Raw genomic sequence first — 21,072 nt, forward strand, 5'->3', positions numbered from 1 at the left:
TATATAAAATCGGCCAGTGTTTCCACTGGCCGGTTTTACTACGAAATGCGATATTTCGTTGATTACTTCTGTTGCTGGGAAGACTGGATCGCGGTCAGAGCGATGGTGTAGACGATATCGTCTACCAGCGCGCCACGAGACAGGTCGTTCACCGGCTTGCGCATACCCTGAAGCATCGGCCCGATGGAGATCAGGTCGGCAGAACGCTGTACCGCTTTGTAGGTGGTGTTACCGGTGTTCAGATCCGGGAAGATGAACACGGTAGCGCGACCTGCAACCGGCGAGTTCGGCGCTTTGGATTTTGCTACATCAGCCATAACGGCGGCGTCGTACTGCAGCGGGCCGTCGATCATCAGGTCAGGGCGTTTTTCCTGAGCCAGACGGGTCGCTTCGCGAACTTTCTCTACGTCGCTACCTGCACCAGAGGTGCCGGTGGAGTAGGAGAGCATTGCTACGCGCGGTTCGATACCGAAGGCAATCGCGGAGTCCGCGGACTGAATGGCGATTTCTGCCAGCTGCTCTGCGGTCGGATCCGGGTTGATTGCGCAGTCGCCGTAAACGTAAACCTGATCCGGCAGCAGCATGAAGAACACGGAAGACACCAGAGAGCTACCCGGCGCGGTTTTGATCAACTGCAGCGGTGGACGAATGGTGTTCGCAGTGGTGTGAACAGCACCGGAAACCAGGCCGTCAACATCGTCCTGTTCCAGCATCAGAGTACCGAGAACTACGTTGTCTTCCAGCTGTTCGCGGGCAACGGTTTCGGTCATGCCTTTGTTTTTACGCAGTTCGACCAGACGAGCAACGTAGCTTTCGCGAACCACATCTGGGTCAACGATTTCTACGCCAGCGCCCAGTTCAACGCCCTGAGACGCGGCAACACGGGTGATCTCATCCGGGTTACCCAGCAGTACGCAGGTTGCGATCCCACGTTCAGCACAGATAGCCGCTGCTTTAACGGTACGCGGTTCGTCACCTTCTGGCAGAACAACACGTTTACCGGCTTTACGCGCCAGTTCGGTCAGCTGATAACGGAACGCTGGCGGAGACAGACGACGGCTGCGCTCAGAGGTCGCGGTCAGAGATTCAATCCAGTCAGCGTTGATGTAGTTTGCAACGTATTCCTGAACTTTCTCGATGCGCTCGTGATCGTCAACCGGAACTTCCAGGTTGAAGCTCTGCAGGCTCAGAGAGGTCTGCCAGGTGTTGGTGTTCACCATGAATACCGGCAGGCCCGTTTCGAATGCACGTTCGCACAGTTTGTTGATGCGCGCGTCCATTTCGTAGCCGCCAGTCAGCAGCAGGGCGCCGATTTCTACGCCGTTCATGGCCGCCAGGCATGCTGCAACCAGCACGTCAGGGCGATCGGCAGACGTTACCAGCAGGGAACCTGCACGGAAGTGCTCGAGCATGTGCGGAATGCTGCGTGCGCAGAACGTTACAGACTTCACGCGACGGGTATTGATATCGCCTTCGTTAACGATGGTGGCGTTCAGATGACGCGCCATATCGATTGCACGAGTTGCGATCAGATCGAAGCTCCACGGCACCGCGCCCAAGACTGGCAGCGGGCTGGATTCTTGCAGTTTAGCCGGATCAACTTTGATCACTTTCGCTTTGGAAGAGTCGTCGAAAATCTCGGACAGATCCGGGCGGGTACGGCCCTGCTCATCAACCGGTGCGTTCAGTTTGTTAACGATAACGCCGGTGATGTTGGTATTTTTCGCGCCGCCAAAGCTGCTGCGAGTCAGTTCAATACGCTCGTTCAGCTGTTCCGGAGTATCGGTGCCCTGAGACATCACGAAGACGATTTCCGCGTTCAGCGTTTTCGCAATTTCGTAGTTCAGAGACTGGGCGAACTGATGCTTACGGGTTGGGACCAGGCCTTCAACCAGTACAACTTCAGCATCTTTAGTGTTCGCGTGGTAGTTCGCGATAATCTCTTCCATCAGCACATCTTTCTGATTGCTGGACAGCAGAGATTCAACATGGCTCATCTTCAGCGGCTCAGCGGCTGGCAGAGAGGAGTTAGCACGCACGATGCTGGTAGTCTGGTCTGGTGCATCGCCACCGGCACGAGGCTGAGCGATTGGCTTAAAGACGCTCAGACGAACGCCTTTGCGTTCCATAGCACGGATCACGCCAAGGCTGACACTGGTCAGGCCGACGCTGGTTCCGGTAGGGATCAGCATAATAATACGGGACACGGTTTATCCTCTTTCGTTACCGTCGGTTTCGACGGGTTACAAAACAGCACCGCCAGCTAGGCTGGCGGTGTGAAATCAGGCAGTCAGACGGCTCGCGTCTTGCGCGATAACCAGTTCTTCGTTGGTTGGGATAACCACCGCAGGACGGGTACCTTCTTTGTTGATGAAACCAGATTTGCCGAAACGTGCGGCCAGGTTACGTTCGTGGTCAACTTCGAAGCCCAGAACGCCCAGTTTGCCCAGAGACAGTTCACGAACCATCGCTGCGTTTTCACCGATGCCACCGGTGAAGACAACCGCATCCAGACGACCATCCATCAGCGCGGTGTAGGAACCGATGTATTTCGCCAGACGGTGGCAGTAAACGTCCATTGCACGTTTAGCGTCTTCTTTGGTGGTGTAGTTGTCTTCAACATAACGGCAGTCGCTGGTGACTTCGGTCAGACCCAGCAGGCCAGACTCTTTGGTCAGCATTTTGTTGATCTGGTCAACGCTCATGCCCAGGGTGTCGTGCAGGTGGAAGATAATTGCCGGGTCGATGTCACCGGAACGTGTACCCATCACCAGACCTTCCAGCGGGGTCAGACCCATGGAGGTATCAACACATTTACCATTACGGATTGCAGAAACAGAACCGCCGTTGCCCAGGTGGCAAGTGATGATGTTCAGTTCATCAACCGGTTTGTTCAGCATTTTTGCCGCTTCCTGAGTCACGAAGAAGTGGCTGGTACCGTGCGCGCCGTAACGACGAACGCCATGCTCTTTGTACAGGCTGTACGGCAGAGCGTAGAGGTAAGATTCTTCCGGCATAGTCTGATGGAACGCGGTGTCGAACACAGCCACGTTTTTGTCTTTCAGGCTTGGGAAGGATTTCAGCGCTTCTGCGATCCCGATCAGGTGAGCCGGGTTGTGCAGCGGTGCGAAAGAAGCGGAATCTTTGATGCCCTGGATAACGGAATCGTCGATAACCACGGAGCTGGTATACTTTTCGCCGCCGTGTACGATACGGTGACCAATTGCAGTCAATTGCGCGGACAATTCTGGTTTTTGTGCCAGAATAGTGTTAACGATAAAGTTCAGCGCTTCACTGTGAGCGGCGCCTGCACCTAAAGCCGCTTCTTGTTTACCGCCGTCCATTTTCCACTTGATACGTGCTTCTGGGAGATGGAAACATTCGGCTAAACCAGAGAGGTATTCTTCACCGTTTACTGCATCGATGATGGCAAATTTCAGTGAGGAGCTACCGCAGTTCAGAACCAGTACTAACTTACTCGACATGGAAGTACCTATTTATGATACGTGGCTAAAAAAACGTCAGGGAGTCATAGAGCGTAGCGCATGATGACACCGACGTTTATGATTAACATCATGCGCCATGGTCTTTTTGGGCACGATGGAATAAATACCTTTGAGTCTATGTCATTTTGCGTATTTTTCAGCCAATGGCATACTGTATGCCAATTTGACGACTCAATGATTTTGGACTAAAGGCCTTACAGGCCGACACAGGATACCTGATTGTGGGTATCGAAGACAAAATGTTTTGAACGATGTCCCTTATAGTTGTTGTTTTGCACAAATTTTTTAATTTTTATATGTGAAGTTGAGGTAACCGCCATGTCGACACCGGATAATCGCTCCGTCAATTTTTTTAGCTTGTTTCGCCGGGGACAGCACTACGCAAAGACGTGGCCAATGGAAAAGCGCCTGGCGCCTGTTTTTGTTGAGAATCGCGTGATCCGCATGACACGATATGCGATTCGCTTTATGCCACCTATCGCCGTCTTTACGTTATGCTGGCAAATTGCGTTAGGTGGTCAGTTGGGACCGGCTGTGGCAACGGCGCTGTTTGCGCTGAGCCTGCCAATGCAGGGCATGTGGTGGCTGGGTAAACGTTCCGTTACACCACTGCCGCCTTCGATTCTCAACTGGTTCTACGAAGTTCGGGGGAAATTACAAGAAGCCGGACAGGCGTTGTCGCCGGTTGAAGGGAAGCCGGATTATCAGGCGTTGGCTGACACGCTTAAGCGCGCCTTCAAACAACTGGATAAAACTTTCCTCGATGATTTGTAATTGACCCCTGATTACGCATATAAAAGAAGGCACAAGTTGCCTTCTTTTTTTTCATCGCAGTAGTAGTGATACAGGAGTCCCAAATGGAAATGACCAACGCTCAACGTCTTATTTTGTCGAACCAGTACAAAATGATGACCATGCTCGATCCGACCAACGCCGAGCGTTATCGTCGTTTGCAGACGATTATTGAACGCGGTTACGGCTTGCAGATGCGCGAGCTGGATCGTGAGTTTGGTGAGCTGACGGAAGAAACCTGTCGTACGATTATCGATATTATGGAGATGTATCACGCATTACACGTGTCCTGGACTAATCTTAAAGATGCACAGGCTATTGATGAACGCCGCGTGACGTTCCTTGGCTTTGATGCCGCAACGGAAGCCCGTTTCCTCGGGTACGTTCGTTTTATGGTGAACGTGGAAGGCCGTTATACCCATTTTGATGCCGGTACACATGGCTTCAACGCTCAGACCCCAATGTGGGAAAAATATCAGCGCATGCTGAATGTCTGGCACTCCTGCCCGCGTCAGTATCACCTGAGCGCGAATGAAATTAACCAAATCATTAATGCCTGAGGGGGCGAGCGTGCAGTGCAAAGGCTTTCTGTTTGATCTGGATGGGACGCTGGTCGATTCCTTACCTGCGGTAGAACGAGCATGGTGCAACTGGGCCGATCGTTTTGGTCTCGATCACGCCGAGGTGCTGGGATTTATTCACGGTAAGCAGGCCATTACCTCTCTGCGACACTTTATGGTGGGCAAGTCAGAGGCGGAGATCGCTGCGGAGTTTACGCGCCTGGAGCAAATAGAGGCCACGGAAACCGCTGGGATCGTCGCGCTGCCGGGGGCGATTGATTTACTCAACCATCTCAATAAAGCGGGCATTCCATGGGCGATTGTGACCTCGGGGTCGATGCCCGTTGCGCGGGCACGCCATCGTGTTGCAGGCCTTCCCGCACCTGAAGTGTTTGTCACCGCTGAGCGGGTAAAGAGAGGCAAACCTGAGCCAGATGCATATCTGTTAGGCGCTCAACTGCTAGGTCTTGCACCGCAGGAGTGTGCAGTGGTTGAAGATGCGCCCGCTGGGGTGCTCTCTGGCCTGGCTGCCGGATGTCATGTGATCGCGGTCAACGCGCCGTCGGACACGCCGCGTCTGGATGAGGTCGACTTTTCGTTGACCAGTCTGGAACAGATTTCCGTGACCAAGCAACCCAACGGGAATGTGGTCGTTATAAGAAATACCTGATCGTGATTTAGCCCCAGACTGTTGGGGCTTTTTTATGGCAAACTCAATCCATCCCTCTCATTTAACAAGGATATGTTGTGAACGGTGAATTGATATGGGTTCTCTCATTGTTGGCGATTGCCGTCGTTTTGTTTGCCACTGGCAGAGTACGTATGGATGCAGTTGCTCTGTTGGTCATCATTGCCTTTGTTCTGAGTGGAACACTGAGCATCTCAGAGGCTTTTTCGGGTTTCAGCGATCCTAACGTTATTTTGATAGCGGCCTTATTTATCATTGGGGACGGCCTGGTGCGTACCGGGGTGGCAACGGTGATGGGGGCCTGGCTGGTGAAGGTTGCCGGCAGTAGTGAAGTCAAGATGCTGGTTTTGCTGATGATCACCGTCGCCGGGCTCGGTGCCTTTATGAGTTCCACCGGTGTAGTCGCGATTTTTATTCCTGTTGTTTTAAGCGTATCTATGCGCATGCAAACCTCTCCCTCACGCCTGATGATGCCGCTTAGCTTCGCGGGGCTTATCAGTGGCATGATGACGCTGGTAGCGACACCACCGAACCTGGTCGTCAACAGTGAGTTACTGCGCGAAGGACTTAACGGCTTCAGTTTTTTCAGTGTGACGCCGTTGGGGCTGGTTGTTCTGGTGCTCGGCATTATTTACATGTTGCTGATGCGTTTTATGCTCAAGGGTGAGGACTCCGGGCAGCAGGGGGATGGCTGGAAACGCCGGACCTTTCGCGATCTTATCAAAGAGTACCGTCTGACGGGGCGCGCCCGCCGCCTGGCTATTCGTCCCGGCTCGCCGATGATTGGCCAGCGTCTTGACGACCTGAAGCTGCGTGAGCGCTACGGGGCGAACGTGATTGGTGTTGAGCGCTGGCGTCGCTTTCGGCGCGTGATTGTGGACGTTAATGGGGTCTCTGAGTTCCGTGCCCGTGACGTTTTGCTCATTGATATGTCCGCTGCTGATGTCGATCTGCGCGAATTCTGCAGTGAACAATTGCTGGAGCCGATGGTGTTGCGCGGCGAGTATTTTTCCGAACAGGCGCTCGATGTGGGGATGGCGGAGATTTCGTTGATCCCTGAATCAGAATTAATCGGTAAAACGGTACGGGAAATCGCGTTTCGTACGCGGTATGGCCTGAACGTCGTCGGGGTGAAGCGTGATGGTTCGGCGATGGACGGCGCGGTGGTGGATGAACCGTTGCTGATGGGCGATATCATTCTGGTCGTGGGGAACTGGAAACTGATCACCGCGCTTGGGAAAAAAGGCCGCGATTTTGTGGTGTTGAACATGCCGGTTGAAGTCAGTGAGGCATCTCCGGCGCACAGTCAGGCACCGCATGCGATTTTCTGCCTGGTGCTGATGGTTGCGTTAATGCTGACGGATGAAATACCCAATACGGTGGCCGCAATTATCGCCTGCCTGCTGATGGGGAAATTCCGGTGTATTGATGCAGAAAGCGCCTATAAGGCGATCCACTGGCCAAGCATTATCTTGATCGTCGGGATGATGCCTTTCGCGCTGGCTTTACAAAAAACCGGCGGTGTCGATCTGGTCGTAAAAGGACTCATGGACGTCGGTGGGGGATATGGCCCGTACATGATGCTGGGTTGTCTGTTTGTCCTGTGCGCGACCATTGGCTTATTTATCTCGAATACTGCAACAGCGGTGCTGATGGCGCCGATTGCGCTGGCGGCGGCGAAGTCGATGGGGGTTTCACCCTATCCTTTTGCGATGGTCATTGCGATGGCGGCATCTGCAGCCTTTATGACGCCAGTCTCATCACCTGTCAACACGCTGGTGTTGGGGCCGGGTAACTACAGTTTTAGCGACTTTGTGAAAATTGGGGTGCCATTTACGGTGATCGTGATGGCGGTGTGTGTGGTGATGATCCCTATGCTGTTCCCGTTTTGATTTTTTAACCTCTGCGCCGGATGAGCGTTAGCCGCCATCCGGCGAAACATCACAAAGGAGAATCCTGGCTGATTTCATCCAGCGAGAGGTGGAAACTCGGTACAAATACGGCTAAAAAATAGTCCATTTCTTCACTGCGGCGTGACTCCAGCGTTTTTTCCAGCCGTGTTTTCGCCAGCTTAAATTCATTATTCCCGGCTGAAAGTTCCTCAAGGCATTTCAGATAGGCGCAAAGCGCATCGGCCTGTTTAACGATCGCTCTCTCTTCATCGCTGCTGGCGTGTTCATCAATTAACGGCGCAAAAATATCTCGCAGTTCATCAGGGACCATATCGACCAGTTTCTGCTGGGCAATTTTCTCGATAGCTTTATATTCCTGGGCAATTTGCGAATTAAAGTATTTCACCGGGGTAGGGAGGTCACCGGTCAGCACTTCGGAGGCGTCGTGGTACATCGCCAGCAGGGCAATGCGTTCAGCGTTAACCTGGCCGCCAAACTTTCGGTTCTTGATTGCCGCCAGCGCATGCGCAACCATCGCCACTTGCAGACTGTGTTCAGACACGTTTTCGGTGCGCACGTTGCGCATCAGCGGCCAGCGGTTAATGAGTTTCAGACGGGAGAGGTGGGCAAAAAAATGGCTCTGCTTCATAACAACCCTTACTCAGTGACTTCAGTAAAGGTATTTTGCGCAGAGAGTGCTACCGGATGCAAATCTCGGTAGCACTCTAGGTTATTACAGCTGGTGATAACCGGACAGGAAACGCTCAAACTTGCTCAGCGACATTTCAATATCATCAATACGCGGTAGCGTGACGATACGGAAGTGATCCGGCCACGGCCAGTTGAATGCGGTGCCCTGAACCAGCAGGACTTTTTCCTGTAGCAGAAAATCGAGTACCATTTTCTGGTCATCATGAATATTGAAGCGTTTGGCATCAATTTTCGGGAACATATACAGCGCACCACGCGGTTTTACACAAGAGACGCCAGGAATATCATTGAGCAGTTCCCAGGCCCGGTTGCGCTGTTCATACAAACGTCCGCCTGGCATGATAAATTCGCTGATGCTCTGGTATCCACCCAGCGCGGTTTGAATGGCATGCTGCGCCGGAACGTTGGCACATAAACGCATGGAGGCCAGCATTTCCAGACCTTCGATATACCCTTTGGCGTGTTTCTTCGGTCCGTTCAGTACCATCCAGCCCTGACGGAAACCCGCAACGCGGTAAGTTTTTGACAGGCCGTTGAAGGTGATGGTCAGCAGATCCGGGGCCAGTGGAGCAATAGAATGATGTTCCGCGTCATCATAAAGAATTTTGTCGTAAATCTCGTCAGCAAAGATAATGAGGTTGTTCTGGCGAGCAATCTCAACAATCTCCATCAGCAGCTCTTTGGAGTAGACGGCGCCGGTAGGGTTGTTTGGGTTGATGATGACGATCCCTCGCGTACGCGGGGTGATTTTTGCCCGAATATCATCAAGGTCCGGGAACCAGTCTGATGATTCATCACACAGGTAGTGCACGGCATTACCGCCAGAGAGCGATACTGCCGCTGTCCACAGCGGGTAATCAGGCGCAGGAACCAGCATTTCGTCCCCACTGTTCAGCAATGCCTGCATCGCCTGAACGATTAATTCAGAAACGCCGTTACCGATATAAATGTCCTCCACGGTAACATCGCGCATCCCGCGGGCCTGGTAATGCTGCATGATCGCTTTGCGGGCTGAATAAAGACCTTTTGAATCGCAATACCCTTGTGCGGTAGGCAAATTGCGGATCACATCGACCAGAATTTCATCTGGTGCTTCAAACCCGAATGGCGCAGGGTTGCCGATGTTGAGTTTCAGAACTTTATTGCCTTCTTCTTCCAGGCGCTTTGCTTCCTTCAGAACCGGGCCACGAATGTCATAACAGACATTTTCTAATTTGCTGGATTTTTCAATGGGGGACATGAATCTTGACCTTTTTAGCTGTGAATGCCACTCCCTGCCGTGGAAGTCAGCACAGAACAATGTACTCCCCCGACGGTGAGTTTTGAAGGGTCTTTAGTAGAAGATTTCGAAAGTTGCGAGATTATAATTAACTGTTAATAACTAAATAATTAAACTAATGTGGAATTATAATCTTAATATTTTGTATTTTGTGGTTATATGTTTCACAATGTCGACTCGGGTGTGGTGATTTGTTTGGCTAAAAATAGTGAGATGTGCAAGTCAGTGTGCGGTTGGCAGTATCTGCTGTTTGCGCAATTCGAAAATACTGAGGTCTCAGCCTGACAAACTGTTATCGGCCTGATCTGATAACGGCGCGGTGTGAATCTATTGTTAAGTATAATTAATGAATGGTGGCATTCTTAATTAATTATTATTTAATATTTAAACAGTATTTATTGAACGCGTTAATAATACGAAAACCGCCAGTCTGAGTTAACACCTTTTTGCTTCGATTAATTCGCGATAACACTTATAAATATAGTGGTTTTAGGTTAAGATAAGTCCCATGAAATGGTGCGAAACGTGTGTTTTGAGATAATTCTAATGTTAGTTGAGAGTTTCTAACATACTGAAAAGTTAGTTTTTAATGTGTAAATTAGTGTTCGTTAACTATTTTTTAAATTTACAAAATTTACATGTTTTCCATTAGTCAGAATCATCCAACAGCTAAAAAAATGACTCTTTCTCGTTGCTATATTCCGATGAGTGTCACGGGGATTATATAGCGCTGAAAGGGAATTGTTTCGTTTGTTAAAGTAAATACATCCTTATTTTCACCTGGTTACACCTGGTGAAACTGCGAGGGAGGTCCATTACAAATGGAGTTGTTTGTTTCTGAATGCACAGCATTAACCCGGTATGACCCGCGAGTAAGTGAAAAATTATGATAAATGCAAATCGTCCGATAATTAACCTCGACCTCGATCTGCTGAGAACCTTCGTTGCTGTTGCCGATCTGAATACCTTCGCGGCTGCGGCAGCTGCGGTATGTCGCACTCAGTCTGCGGTGAGTCAGCAAATGCAACGCCTCGAGCAACTTGTGGGGAAAGAGTTGTTCGCGCGCCATGGACGTAACAAACTACTGACCGAGCATGGGATTCAGTTGCTGGGTTACGCCAGAAAAATATTGCGTTTTAATGATGAGGCATGCTCATCATTAATGTTTAACAATCTTCAGGGAGTGTTAACTATTGGCGCTTCTGATGAGTCAGCGGATACCATCCTTCCCTTTCTGCTCAACCGGATAAGTTCGGTTTATCCGAAGCTTGCGCTGGATGTCAGAGTGAAACGCAACGCCTACATGGTGGATATGCTGAAGTCACAAGAAGTTGATCTGGTGGTGACGACCAATCGGCCAGGCGATTTTGAGTGTTTGAATCTGCGTACCTCTCCTACGCACTGGTATTGTGCGGCCGAATATATTTTACAAAAAGGTGAACCGGTACCGTTGGTACTGCTGGACGATCCGAGTCCGTTCCGCGATATGGTACTGGCAACACTGAACGCGGCGCAGATCCCGTGGCGTCTGGCCTATGTTGCTTCAACATTAGCGGCTGTGCGTGCGGCAGTGAAGGCGGGGTTGGGAGTGACTGCTCGTCCTGTAGAAATGATGAGCCCGGATTTACGCGTACTGGGTGCGGCGGACGGATTACCACCGTTGCCGGAAACGGAGTACTTGCTGTGCTGCGACCCTGCCTCACAAAATGAGCTGGCTCAGGTGATCTTTAAGTCGATGCAGACCTATCAAAATCCCTGGCAATACAACCAGTTTACCCCTGAAGGGGGAGACGATTCACTGATAGTTGAAGGCGATTTTGAGTGATGTACCATAAATAATCGTTATAAAATGTAAGTGCAAAAAAGAGTCGCTGGTGATGAAAAAACATCCAGCGGCTCTTTTTTTATGCAAATAATGGTCGGAGATGCCATTTTGTATACCAAAAATTAACAAAATCAGTAGGTAAAAAAATCACCTGCAAGTAGTGCAAAAAATAATCACCCGAGGCGCTATTCATTTCCATGTTAAAAAACTAGAGAAATTGTTGCTGTTTTTTATGGTGAATTAACAAAAGCGTGTCACAGATCAAGAAAATACTCCCATTTAGGGGGAGGCATCTGTGCGAATTCCTGTCAAAATAGACGTGTATTATCTTTTTTACTTCACTACGGACACGATTCAACAACATTGAAATTGACTGATGACACGATCGAAATGAGTCTAAAGAGCACTTTATGTTAATGAAGTTGGAGCAGTGTAAAATAATGTGAGGAAACTTTTGTTAAAGTTGACAAAAGGTTATTGAAAGGAGTAAAAAACCCCATCAATTGGCTGTATAAATGATTTTCTACAGTGATTGTAAGGTTTTTTTTATTCCTCCCCATGAATCGATGTGGCGCTCATCTGCCGAAAAGAGCAGAGAATTTGGCGCTACTTTTGATGAGTAAGCAATGAGTATGTCAACATCCACTGAAGTCATCGCTCATCACTGGGCATTCGCTATCTTTCTTATTGTCGCCATTGGCCTGTGCTGCCTGATGCTCGTCGGCGGTTGGTTTTTAGGTGGTCGCGCACGCGCGAGATCTAAAAACGTGCCGTTTGAATCAGGTATCGACTCGGTCGGCACCGCCCGCTTGCGCCTGTCTGCCAAGTTTTATCTGGTAGCCATGTTCTTCGTTATCTTCGACGTTGAAGCGCTGTATCTGTTCGCATGGTCAACTTCTATCCGTGAAAGCGGCTGGATTGGCTTTGTGGAAGCTGCAATTTTTATTTTTGTGTTACTGGCAGGTCTGGTTTATCTGGTGCGTATTGGCGCGCTGGACTGGACGCCCGCGCGTTCACGCCGCGAGCGTATGAACCCGGAAACGAACAGTATCGCTAATCGTCAACGCTAACCGCGAGGCATTAAGATGGATTATACGCTCACCCGCATAGATCCTAACGGTGAGAACGACCGTTACCCCCTGCAAAAACAGGAGATCGTAACCGACCCCCTGGAGCAAGAAGTTAACAAAAACGTGTTCATGGGCAAATTGCATGACATGGTTAACTGGGGCCGTAAAAACTCAATTTGGCCATATAACTTTGGCCTTTCCTGCTGCTACGTAGAAATGGTGACCTCGTTTACCGCCGTGCATGACGTGGCCCGTTTTGGTGCGGAAGTTCTGCGCGCATCACCGCGTCAGGCTGACCTCATGGTCGTGGCCGGAACCTGCTTTACCAAAATGGCCCCGGTTATTCAGCGCCTCTACGATCAGATGCTGGAACCTAAATGGGTTATTTCCATGGGCGCATGCGCCAACTCCGGCGGTATGTACGATATCTACTCGGTCGTGCAGGGCGTTGATAAATTTATTCCGGTAGATGTGTACATCCCGGGATGCCCGCCGCGTCCGGAAGCGTACATGCAGGCACTGATGCTGCTGCAAGACTCCATTGGCAAAGAACGCCGTCCGCTCTCCTGGGTGGTTGGCGATCAGGGCGTTTATCGCGCCAATATGCAGTCAGAACGCGAGCGTAAACGCGGCGAACGTATTGCTGTAACGAATCTTCGTACACCAGACGAGATTTAATTTGCGCCTGTCGGCAGCAGAACTTCCTTCGCTTATCACTACATAAATAGCGCGAAGCACTGCCGACTACCACGGACCATTTGCAATGGTGAACAATATGACCGACTTAACCGCGCAAGACGCTGCATGGCAAACACGGGATCACCTCGATGACCCGGTCATTGGCGAACTGCGCAACCGTTTTGGGCCGGATGCCTTTACCGTTCAGGCGACTCGCACCGGGGTACCCGTTGTCTGGGTCAAGCGTGAACAGTTACTCGAAGTTGGCGATTTCTTAAAGAGACTGCCGAAACCTTATGTCATGCTGTTTGACTTACACGGCATGGATGAACGTCTGCGTACGCACCGCGAAGGATTACCTGCCGCGGATTTTTCCGTTTTCTACCACCTGATCTCCATTGAACGCAATCGAGATATTATGCTCAAGGTGGCATTGTCTGAGAACGACTTGCGCGTACCGACCTTCACCAAACTTTTCCCGAACGCCAACTGGTATGAACGTGAAACCTGGGAAATGTTTGGCATCGATATCGAAGGCCACCCACACCTGACGCGTCTGCTGATGCCGCATACCTGGGAAGGCCATCCGCTGCGTAAAGACTATCCAGCGCGTGCGACTGAATTCGATCCGTTTGAGCTGACCAAAGCCAAACAGGATCTGGAAATGGAATCATTGACGTTCAAGCCAGAAGATTGGGGCATGAAGCGTAGCACCGAAAATGAGGACTTTATGTTCCTCAACCTCGGTCCTAACCACCCGTCTTCCCATGGTGCGTTCCGTATTGTCCTGCAGCTTGATGGCGAAGAAATCGTCGACTGTGTACCTGACATCGGCTACCACCACCGTGGTGCTGAAAAGATGGGTGAGCGTCAGTCCTGGCACAGCTACATTCCGTACACTGACCGTATTGAATACCTCGGTGGTTGCGTAAACGAAATGCCTTATGTGCTGGCGGTCGAAAAGTTGGCGGGCATTACCGTACCGGATCGCGTGAATGTGATTCGCGTCATGCTCTCCGAACTGTTCCGTATCAACAGTCACCTGCTGTACATCTCTACGTTCATTCAGGACGTCGGCGCAATGACCCCGGTATTCTTCGCCTTTACCGACCGTCAGAAAATCTATGACGTCGTCGAAGCGATCACCGGTTTCCGTATGCACCCGGCCTGGTTCCGTATCGGTGGCGTCGCACACGATCTGCCGCGCGGTTGGGACAAACTGCTGCGTGACTTCCTCGACTGGATGCCGAAGCGTCTGGATTCCTACGAGAAAGCCGCACTGCGCAACACCATCCTGAAAGGCCGTTCTCAGGGCGTTGCCGCATATGGCAAAAAAGAAGCGCTGGACTGGGGCTGTACCGGTGCTGCGCTGCGTGCGACGGGTATTGATTTTGACGTGCGTAAATCACGTCCGTACTCTGGCTACGAAAACTTTGACTTTGAAGTTCCGGTTGGCGGCGGTGTGTCCGACTGCTATACCCGCGTGATGCTGAAAGTTGAAGAACTGCGTCAGAGTCTGCGCATCCTTGAGCAGTGCCTCAATAACATGCCGGAAGGCCCGTTCAAAGCGGATCACCCGCTGACCACGCCGCCACCGAAAGAGCGCACGCTGCAACATATCGAAACCCTGATCACCCACTTCCTGCAGGTTTCGTGGGGCCCGGTTATGCCGGCGAACGAGTCCTTCCAGATGGTGGAAGCGACCAAGGGTATCAACAGTTACTACCTGACCAGCGATGGCAGCACCATGAGTTACCGTACTCGTATCCGTACCCCGAGTTATGCGCACTTGCAGCAGATCCCGGTAGCAGTACGTGGCAGCCTGGTGTCCGACCTGATCGTCCATCTGGGTAGTATCGATTTTGTTATGTCAGATGTGGACCGCTAATTATGCACGAGAATCAACAACCACAAACCGAGGCTTTTGAGCTGAGTGCGGCTGAGCGTGAAGCGATTGAGCACGAGAAGCACCACTACGAAGACCCGCGTGCGGCGTCCATTGAAGCGCTGAAAATCGTTCAGAAACAGCGTGGCTGGGTGCCGGATGGGGCGATCTACGCGATCGCTGACGTGCTGGGTATCCCGGCAAGCGACGTCGAAGGTGTTGCGACATTCTACAGCCAGATCTTCCGCCAGCCGGTAGGTCGCCACGTGATCCGCTATTGCGACAGCGTCGTGTGCCATATCAATGGCTACCAGGGGATCCAGGCTGCGCTTGAGAAAAAACTCAACATCAAGCCGGGGCAGACGACCTTTGATGGTCGCTTTACGCTGCTGCCGACCTGTTGCCTGGGGAACTGCGACAAGGGGCCGAACATGATGATCGATGAAGATACTCATGCTCACCTGACCCCGGAAGGCATTCCCGAACTGTTGGAGCGGTATAAATGAAAGACATTATCCGTACTCCCGAAACACATCCGCTGACCTGGCGTCTGCGCGATGATAAACAGCCGGTCTGGCTGGACGAATACCGTAGCAAGAACGGTTATGAAGGTGCGCGTAAGGCCCTGACCGGGCTGTCACCGGATGAAATCGTTAACCAGGTAAAAGACGCTGGCCTGAAAGGGCGTGGCGGCGCGGGCTTTTCCACCGGTCTGAAGTGGAGCCTGATGCCGAAAGACGAATCCATGAACATCCGTTACCTGCTGTGTAACGCCGATGAAATGGAGCCGGGCACCTATAAAGACCGCCTGCTGATGGAACAGCTGCCGCACCTGCTGGTGGAAGGTATGTTGATCTCCGCGTTTGCGCTGAAAGCGTACCGTGGTTACATCTTCCTGCGCGGTGAGTATATCGAAGCGGCTGTGAATTTGCGTCGTGCGATTGCTGAAGCCACCGAAGCTGGCCTGCTTGGTAAAAACATCATGGGCACCGGTTTCGATTTCGAGCTGTTTGTGCATACCGGGGCAGGGCGTTACATCTGTGGTGAAGAAACCGCGCTGATAAACTCCCTCGAAGGTCGCCGCGCGAACCCGCGCTCCAAGCCGCCGTTCCCGGCAAGCTCTGGCGCATGGGGTAAACCGACCTGCGTTAACAACGTCGAAACCCTGTGTAACGTTCCGGCAATTCTCGATCAGGGCGTGGAGTGGTACCAGAACATCTCGAAGAGCAAAGACGCGGGCACCAAGCTGATGGGCTTCTCCGGTCGCGTGAAGAATCCGGGACTGTGGGAACTGCCATTTGGCACTACTGCGCGTGAAATCCTCGAAGATTATGCGGGCGGCATGCGCGATGGCCTGAAGTTTAAAGCCTGGCAGCCAGGTGGTGCGGGTACTGACTTCCTCACCGAAGCGCACCTCGACCTGCCGATGGAGTTCGAAAGCATCGGTAAAGCGGGCAGCCGTCTGGGTACGGCACTGGCGATGGCGGTTGACCACGAGATTGGCATGGTACCGCTGGTGCGCAACCTCGAAGAGTTCTTCGCCCGCGAATCCTGTGGCTGGTGTACGCCATGTCGTGATGGCCTGCCGTGGAGTGTGAAAATTCTGCGTGCGCTGGAGCGTGGTGAAGGCCAGCCGGGGGATATCGAGACACTTGAGCAACTGTGTCGTTTCCTCGGTCCGGGTAAAACCTTCTGTGCGCACGCACCGGGTGCGGTTGAACCGCTGCAGAGCGCCATTAAATATTTCCGCGAAGAATTCGAAGCTGGCATTAAGCAGACTTTCAGCAATACCCACGTAATTAGTGGTATTCAGCCGAACCTGCTGAAAGAGCGCTGGTGATTACAGGGTAACCCTGTGTCGCGATAAGAAATTCGATTAACGCTCGGTTATGACCGAGCCAACTGGAAGCATGCTGACTATGGCTACGATTCATGTAGACGGCAAAGAATATGAGGTCAACGGAGCGGACAACCTGCTGGAAGCTTGTCTGTCTCTCGGCCTTGATATTCCATACTTTTGCTGGCACCCGGCGCTTGGGAGCGTCGGTGCTTGCCGCCAGTGTGCGGTGAAGCAATATCAAAACGCGGAAGATACGCGTGGTCGCCTGGTGATGTCTTGTATGACACCGGCTACCGAAGGCACCTTTATTTCTATCGACGACGAAGAAGCGAAGCAATTCCGTGAAAGCGTGGTGGAATGGTTGATGACTAACCACCCACACGACTGCCCGGTCTGTGAAGAGGGCGGTAACTGCCACCTTCAGGATATGACGGTTATGACCGGTCACAGCTTCCGTCGCTACCGCTTTACTAAGCGTACTCACCGCAATCAGGATCTGGGGCCATTCATTTCTCACGAAATGAACCGCTGCATCGCCTGCTACCGCTGCGTGCGTTACTACAAAGATTACGCCGATGGCGCGGATCTGGGCGTGTATGGCGCACATGACAACGTCTATTTCGGTCGTCCGGAAGACGGTACTCTCGAGAGCGAATTCTCCGGTAACCTGGTGGAAATCTGCCCGACCGGTGTGTTCACTGATAAAACGCACTCCGAGCGTTATAACCGTAAATGGGATATGCAGTTTGCGCCGAGCATCTGCCAGCAGTGTTCCATTGGTTGTAACACCAGCCCGGGTGAGCGCTACGGTGAACTACGTCGTATCGAAAACCGCTACAACGGTACCGTAAACCACTACTTCCTCTGCGATCGCGGTCGTTTTGGCTATGGTTACGTGAACCTGAAAGACAGGCCGCGTCAGCCGGTACAGCGTCGTGGCGATGATCTGATCACCCTCAACGCTGAGCAGGCGATGCAGGGGGCGGCAGATATTCTGCGTCAGTCGAAGAAAGTGATCGGTATCGGCTCTCCGCGAGCCAGCGTTGAAAGCAACTTCGCGCTGCGTGAACTGGTGGGTGCGGATAACTTCTATACCGGTATCGCCCAGGGTGAGCAGGAACGTCTGCAACTGGCGCTGAGCGTGCTGCGTGACGGCGGTATTCATACCCCGGCTCTGCGTGAAATCGAATCTTACGACGCAGTCCTGGTGCTGGGTGAAGATGTGACCCAGACCGGGGCGCGTGTTGCGCTGGCTGTGCGTCAGGCGGTGAAGGGGAAAGCGCGTGAAATGGCAGCGGCACAGAAAGTGGCCGACTGGCAGATTGCAGCCATCCTCAACATTGGCCAGCGTGCCAAACATCCGCTGTTCGTGACCAACGTCGATAACACCCGTCTGGATGATATCGCGGCATGGACCTACCGTGCACCGGTTGAAGATCAGGCGCGTTTAGGTTTCGCTATCGCCCATGCGCTGGATAACAACGCACCGGCGGTTGACGGCATCGACCGTGACCTGCAGAACAAAATTGACGTTATTGTTCAGGCACTGGCCGGGGCGAAGAAGCCGCTGATTATTTCCGGTACTAACGCCGGGAGCGCTGAAGTGATTCAGGCTGCTGCTAACGTGGCGAAAGCACTGAAAGGCCGTGGCGCAGACGTCGGCATCACCATGATTGCCCGCTCTGTTAACAGCATGGGCCTGGGCATGATTGGCGGTGGTTCCCTTGATGATGCGCTGACTGAACTGGAAACAGGTCGTGCTGACGCCGTTGTGGTGCTGGAAAACGATTTGCATCGCCATGCTTCAGCAACGCGTGTGAACGCCGCACTGGCGAAAGCGCCGCTGGTACTGGTCATTGACCATCAGCGTACGGCTATTATGGAAAACGCCCATCTGGTGCTTTCCGCCGCAAGCTTCGCCGAAAGCGATGGTACGGTGATTAACAACGAAGGCCGCGCCCAGCGTTTCTTCCAGGTCTATGACCCGTCCTATTACGAAGCCAACACCATCATGCTGGAAAGCTGGCGCTGGCTGCATTCGCTGCACAGCACCGTACAGAGCCGTGAAGTGGACTGGACGCAGCTCGACCACGTTATCGACGCGGTCGTTGAGAAGCTGCCGCAGCTGGCGGGTATTAAAGATGCTGCGCCGGATGCCAGCTTCCGCATCCGTGGACAGAAACTGGCACGTGAACCGCACCGCTACAGTGGTCGTACGGCAATGCGCGCTAACATCAGCGTACACGAGCCGCGCCAGCCGCAGGATAAAGACACCATGTTCGCCTTCTCGATGGAAGGGAACAACCAGCCGTCTGCACCGCGTTCACAAATTCCGTTTGCCTGGGCACCAGGCTGGAACTCCCCACAGGCGTGGAACAAGTTCCAGGATGAAGTGGGTGGTAAACTGCGTCATGGCGATCCGGGCGTGCGTCTGATTGAAGCCTCTGAAGGTGGCCTGGATTACTTCACTACCGTTCCGGCGAGCTTCCAGGCGCAGGATGGTCAGTGGCGTATCGCACCGTACTACCATCTGTTTGGTAGTGATGAAATGTCCCAGCGTGCACCGGTCTTCCAGACCCGCATGCCGCAGCCGTACATCAAACTCAACCCGGCAGATGCCGCGAAGTTGGGCGTCAACACCGGCACGCGCGTTTCTTTCAGCTACGATGGCAACACGGTCACATTACCAGTTGAAATCGCTGAAGGCTTAACGGCAGGGCAGGTTGGTTTGCCGATGGGCATGCCTGGCATCGCGCCAGTTCTGGCAGGTGCGCGTCTTGAGGATCTGCAGGAGGCACAACAATGAGTTGGATTACACCCGATCTGATTGAGATCCTGCTGAGCATTCTCAAAGCGGTGGTGATCCTGCTGGTGGTGGTCACCTGCGGGGCATTCATGAGCTTTGGTGAACGTCGTCTGCTGGGTCTGTTCCAGAACCGTTACGGACCGAACCGTGTGGGCTGGGGCGGTTCGCTCCAGCTGGTTGCGGATATGATCAAGATGTTCTTTAAAGAAGACTGGATCCCGAAATTCTCGGATCGCGTCATCTTTACCCTGGCACCGATGATCGCCTTCACCTCGCTGCTGCTGGCCTTTGCTATTGTGCCAGTGAGTCCGAACTGGGTGGTTGCTGACCTGAACATCGGGATCCTGTTCTTCCTGATGATGGCAGGCCTCGCGGTCTACGCGGTGCTGTTCGCCGGTTGGTCGAGCAACAACAAATACTCGCTGCTCGGTGCGATGCGTGCGTCTGCGCAGACGCTGAGCTACGAAGTGTTCCTCGGATTGTCTCTGATGGGCGTAGTGGCGCAGGCCGGTTCATTTAACATGACCGACATCGTCAATAACCAGGCCGACATCTGGAACGTTATTCCGCAGTTCTTTGGTTTTGTCACCTTTGCCATCGCGGGCGTAGCGGTGTGTCACCGTCATCCGTTTGACCAGCCAGAAGCCGAGCAGGAACTGGCCGATGGTTACCACATTGAATATTCCGGCATGAAATTCGGTCTGTTCTTTGTGGGCGAGTACATCGGTATCGTCACCATTTCTGCGCTGATGGTTACTCTGTTCTTCGGTGGCTGGCATGGCCCGTTCTTACCGCCATTCGTCTGGTTCGCGCTGAAAACCGCGTTCTTCATGATGATGTTCATTTTGATTCGTGCGTCGTTACCGCGTCCTCGTTATGACCAGGTAATGTCCTTCGGCTGGAAAGTCTGTCTGCCGCTGACGCTCGTCAACTTGCTGGTAACGGCGGCTGTCATTCTCTGGCAGGCGCAATAAGGGACACAAAGACCATGACCTTAAAAGAATTACTTGTAGGTGCAGGCACCCAGCTTCGTAGTATCTGGATGATCGGCCTGCATGCGTTCGCAAAACGCGAAACGCAGATGTACCCGGAAGAGCCGGTCTATCTACCGCCCCGTTTTCGTGGTCGTATCGTTCTGACGCGCGACCCGGACGGTGAAGAGCGCTGCGTTGCCTGTAACCTGTGTGCGGTAGCGTGTCCGGTTGGTTGTATCTCTCTGCAAAAAGCAGAGACGAAAGATGGCCGCTGGTATCCGGAGTTTTTCCGCATTAACTTCTCACGCTGCATTTTCTGTGGTCTGTGCGAAGAAGCCTGTCCGACAACCGCTATTCAGCTGACTCCAGATTTCGAGCTGGGTGAGTACAAGCGCCAGGACCTGGTTTACGAGAAAGAGGATCTGCTGATCTCCGGTCCGGGCAAATACCCGGAATATAACTTCTACCGGATGGCAGGTATGGCAATCGACGGCAAAGATAAAGGCGAAGCAGAGAACGAAGCTAAGCCTATCGACGTCAAGAGCCTGTTACCGTAAGGAGAGGGG

Annotated in this window: 17 protein-coding genes; 13 read left to right on the forward strand and 4 right to left on the reverse strand. The window is 52.5% G+C overall.

Going from position 1 to position 21,072, the window contains the following annotated elements:
• Window positions 1-62: 62 nt before the first annotated feature.
• Both pta and ackA read right to left on the reverse strand, forming a co-directional pair.
• Window positions 63-2,207 carry a phosphate acetyltransferase gene (gene pta / locus ACLJXE_RS01360; protein ID WP_410749890.1) on the reverse strand — a complete coding sequence of 715 codons (2,145 nt, stop codon included), beginning with the start codon at window positions 2,205-2,207 and terminating at the stop codon, window positions 63-65.
• 75 nt (window positions 2,208-2,282) lie between these two features.
• On the reverse strand, window positions 2,283-3,485 hold the full coding sequence (ackA, locus tag ACLJXE_RS01365) for an acetate kinase (RefSeq protein WP_006683648.1): 1,203 nt from the start codon (window positions 3,483-3,485) through the stop codon (window positions 2,283-2,285).
• Window positions 3,486-3,824: 339 nt separating this feature from the next.
• On the opposite strand from ackA, the gene yfbV reads away from it, so the two are divergent.
• The 4 genes from yfbV to ACLJXE_RS01385 all read left to right on the forward strand — a co-directional run bounded on the left by yfbV (window position 3,825) and on the right by ACLJXE_RS01385 (window position 7,438).
• Window positions 3,825-4,280 (forward strand): terminus macrodomain insulation protein YfbV, encoded by a 456-nt coding sequence (yfbV, locus tag ACLJXE_RS01370; RefSeq protein WP_003028087.1) that lies wholly within the window; start codon window positions 3,825-3,827, stop codon window positions 4,278-4,280.
• Window positions 4,281-4,363: 83 nt separating this feature from the next.
• Complete coding sequence (locus ACLJXE_RS01375; protein WP_003028086.1) at window positions 4,364-4,858, forward strand: YfbU family protein; 495 nt, start codon at window positions 4,364-4,366, stop codon at window positions 4,856-4,858.
• Entirely contained in the window at window positions 4,851-5,528 is a 678-nt protein-coding gene (locus ACLJXE_RS01380; protein ID WP_286629314.1) for a sugar phosphatase, read from the forward strand. Before ACLJXE_RS01375 ends, ACLJXE_RS01380 begins: the two co-directional genes overlap by 8 nt.
• A 77-nt stretch (window positions 5,529-5,605) precedes the next feature.
• Window positions 5,606-7,438 (forward strand): SLC13 family permease, encoded by a 1,833-nt coding sequence (locus ACLJXE_RS01385; RefSeq protein WP_410749891.1) that lies wholly within the window; start codon window positions 5,606-5,608, stop codon window positions 7,436-7,438.
• A gap of 49 nt (window positions 7,439-7,487) precedes the next feature.
• Here ACLJXE_RS01385 and yfbR read toward each other — a convergent pair whose 3' ends face one another.
• Window positions 7,488-8,087, reverse strand: coding sequence for a 5'-deoxynucleotidase (yfbR, locus tag ACLJXE_RS01390; protein ID WP_135321182.1), 600 nt, complete (start codon window positions 8,085-8,087; stop codon window positions 7,488-7,490).
• A gap of 84 nt (window positions 8,088-8,171) precedes the next feature.
• Complete coding sequence (gene alaA, locus ACLJXE_RS01395) at window positions 8,172-9,389, reverse strand: alanine transaminase AlaA (RefSeq protein WP_286629042.1); 1,218 nt, start codon at window positions 9,387-9,389, stop codon at window positions 8,172-8,174.
• A 925-nt stretch (window positions 9,390-10,314) separates the two neighbouring features.
• Here alaA and lrhA point away from each other — a divergent pair.
• The 9 genes from lrhA to nuoI all read left to right on the forward strand — a co-directional run bounded on the left by lrhA (window position 10,315) and on the right by nuoI (window position 21,063).
• Window positions 10,315-11,253 carry a transcriptional regulator LrhA gene (gene lrhA, locus ACLJXE_RS01400; protein WP_271440146.1) on the forward strand — a complete coding sequence of 313 codons (939 nt, stop codon included), beginning with the start codon at window positions 10,315-10,317 and terminating at the stop codon, window positions 11,251-11,253.
• Window positions 11,254-11,879: 626 nt separating this feature from the next.
• On the forward strand, window positions 11,880-12,323 hold the full coding sequence (gene nuoA, locus ACLJXE_RS01405; protein WP_040230134.1) for an NADH-quinone oxidoreductase subunit NuoA: 444 nt from the start codon (window positions 11,880-11,882) through the stop codon (window positions 12,321-12,323).
• Window positions 12,324-12,338: 15 nt separating this feature from the next.
• A complete protein-coding gene (gene nuoB, locus ACLJXE_RS01410; RefSeq protein WP_003028075.1) occupies window positions 12,339-13,001 on the forward strand; it encodes an NADH-quinone oxidoreductase subunit NuoB in 663 nt (220 codons plus the stop codon).
• An 85-nt stretch (window positions 13,002-13,086) separates the two neighbouring features.
• On the forward strand, window positions 13,087-14,889 hold the full coding sequence (nuoC, locus tag ACLJXE_RS01415; protein ID WP_137384160.1) for an NADH-quinone oxidoreductase subunit C/D: 1,803 nt from the start codon (window positions 13,087-13,089) through the stop codon (window positions 14,887-14,889).
• Window positions 14,890-14,891: 2 nt separating this feature from the next.
• Window positions 14,892-15,392: an NADH-quinone oxidoreductase subunit NuoE gene (gene nuoE, locus ACLJXE_RS01420; RefSeq protein ID WP_003028069.1), complete on the forward strand. Its 501-nt coding sequence runs from the start codon at window positions 14,892-14,894 to the stop codon at window positions 15,390-15,392.
• Window positions 15,389-16,726, forward strand: coding sequence for an NADH-quinone oxidoreductase subunit NuoF (gene nuoF, locus ACLJXE_RS01425; protein WP_410749892.1), 1,338 nt, complete (start codon window positions 15,389-15,391; stop codon window positions 16,724-16,726). The genes nuoE and nuoF overlap by 4 nt, the downstream gene beginning before the upstream one ends.
• A gap of 79 nt (window positions 16,727-16,805) precedes the next feature.
• Window positions 16,806-19,532, forward strand: coding sequence for an NADH-quinone oxidoreductase subunit NuoG (nuoG, locus tag ACLJXE_RS01430; protein ID WP_410749893.1), 2,727 nt, complete (start codon window positions 16,806-16,808; stop codon window positions 19,530-19,532).
• Window positions 19,529-20,506, forward strand: a complete 978-nt coding sequence (gene nuoH / locus ACLJXE_RS01435; RefSeq protein WP_003028063.1) for an NADH-quinone oxidoreductase subunit NuoH — start codon at window positions 19,529-19,531, stop codon at window positions 20,504-20,506. The genes nuoG and nuoH overlap by 4 nt, the downstream gene beginning before the upstream one ends.
• A gap of 14 nt (window positions 20,507-20,520) precedes the next feature.
• A complete protein-coding gene (gene nuoI, locus ACLJXE_RS01440) occupies window positions 20,521-21,063 on the forward strand; it encodes an NADH-quinone oxidoreductase subunit NuoI (protein WP_135321187.1) in 543 nt (180 codons plus the stop codon).
• Window positions 21,064-21,072: the final 9 nt, after the last annotated feature.

The sequence above is a fragment of the Citrobacter sp. U14242 genome, assembly GCF_046555775.1.
GTDB lineage: Bacteria > Pseudomonadota > Gammaproteobacteria > Enterobacterales > Enterobacteriaceae > Citrobacter.